Below are 1,648 nucleotides of genomic sequence, written 5' to 3' on the forward strand. Positions count from 1 at the left end.
TTTTATGATTACAAACATAACCGATAAGATAGCTATAATCACGCCAGCTATAATCCAATCTTGCATTATGTATCCTTTTTTATACTTAAGCAAAAAGTTGGTATTCTTTTTGCTAAAAAATAATTATTTTTATGTTTTAAAATTAATTATGTGTAGAATTATAATTCATTTTGAATTAATTGCAAAGTCAAATTATAAATAATAATTCAAATTGATTTAATTTGGCTTATAGTATCTTATATAATATAATTAAAAAAGGAATTAAAATGTCAGAAAATAAAGAAAATATTTCATATGAAAATTACGAAAAGAATTTAAAGCTACAGCTTGAAAGCAAAAGAAAGGATTTAGATATTCATTAACAAGTATAATTCCTGGACAATTTCAAACTATAAAATTATACATGTGGCTTTGCACTTTTATAATAGTTAGCGATATCACTATACTTAATAGTTATATAAAAACAACCCATATAGATTCATTTGCCATCATTCTCTTTGGTGTTTCAATTGTGTTTTTAGCGTATTGTGTCTTTTTTTCCCTACTTGCATTAAAAGCAAATAATACATTAGCTTTCCCACAAGATCAATATAAAAACATGTCTCAGTTTAATTCAGATAATTTAGAACATACAAATGGAATTAATGCTATGATATCTTCTATACTAGATGCCTTCAATGAAAATAACAGAATTATTAATAATATGAGTAAAGATATTAAGCTAATTTATTTTGTTCTTCTTGTGGGAGCTATGATATCTTTTTTTGCTATAATAGTAAGTGGTTCGCAAATCATAAAAGGAGAGATAAATATGTCAGAAAATCAAGAAAAAATAACAAAACCGCAACCACAGCCCGGAACTACCACACCTATCACTCCAAAAACTAGAGGGGATAAGCCTCAACAAGAAAAAAAATAATTTTTAAGGCGTAATTACGCCTTATTTAAAATAAAATATAATATCCAAAAAAGAAAAACACAAATATAAACCAATACTCCATTTTTAAACCATTAAAATATCATAATATAAATTTAATCTGAAACTTGGCATACTTTATGCTTGGGTTTTAGTAAACGATTTATTTTTTTATATTGTTGGTAATATTATAATTCATTTTGAATTAATTGTCAAGTCAAATTATTTTTTTAAGGCATCAATCATGGATTACGAGCAAACAATTAAAGTATTAAAAAAATTTGCTGATGTGGATACCATAAAAGAATTAAGTGATATACTTAATGTAAACTATGTCACTTTTAACACATGGGCTACTAGAAAAGAAATTCCTCTTAAGAGAATTAAAGAATTCTCGGAAAAACTTGGAATAGATATGAATTTAATTACAAATCCTAAAATGGATAATTACAAAGAATTAGTAGAAGAAATGAAAACTTTTTTTAACGTAAAAAGTTTAGAAGAAGTAGCTGAAAAATTAGGATATAAAAAAAATAACGCAAACAATTGGCGTAACAATAAACAACTTTCTGCTCAAGCGCTTAAGAAATATTACGATTTAAAAAACAACAAAAAACATATAATTAAAACAAGCAATATAGAAAATATAATTAAAATCAGATATTTTCCTAATGTTTACGCTAGTGCAGGTTTTGGCAACGATAACAGCGATGAAAACTTTCAAACTATATA

General features: G+C 25.1%; 2 protein-coding genes. Both read left to right on the forward strand.

What is annotated here, in order from left to right; all coding sequences use genetic code 11:
* Positions 1-511 precede the first annotated feature (511 nt).
* Positions 512-919 (forward strand): hypothetical protein, encoded by a 408-nt coding sequence (locus L8X40_RS08290; RefSeq protein WP_263667676.1) that lies wholly within the window; start codon positions 512-514, stop codon positions 917-919.
* A gap of 241 nt (positions 920-1,160) precedes the next feature.
* The coding region (locus L8X40_RS08295) for a helix-turn-helix domain containing protein (protein WP_263667677.1) at positions 1,161-1,648 on the forward strand (488 nt) is incomplete at its 3' end.

Origin of the sequence: Campylobacter sp. CNRCH_2013_0855, from assembly GCF_025773025.1 — a bacterium.
Classification (GTDB): domain Bacteria; phylum Campylobacterota; class Campylobacteria; order Campylobacterales; family Campylobacteraceae; genus Campylobacter_D; species Campylobacter_D jejuni_C.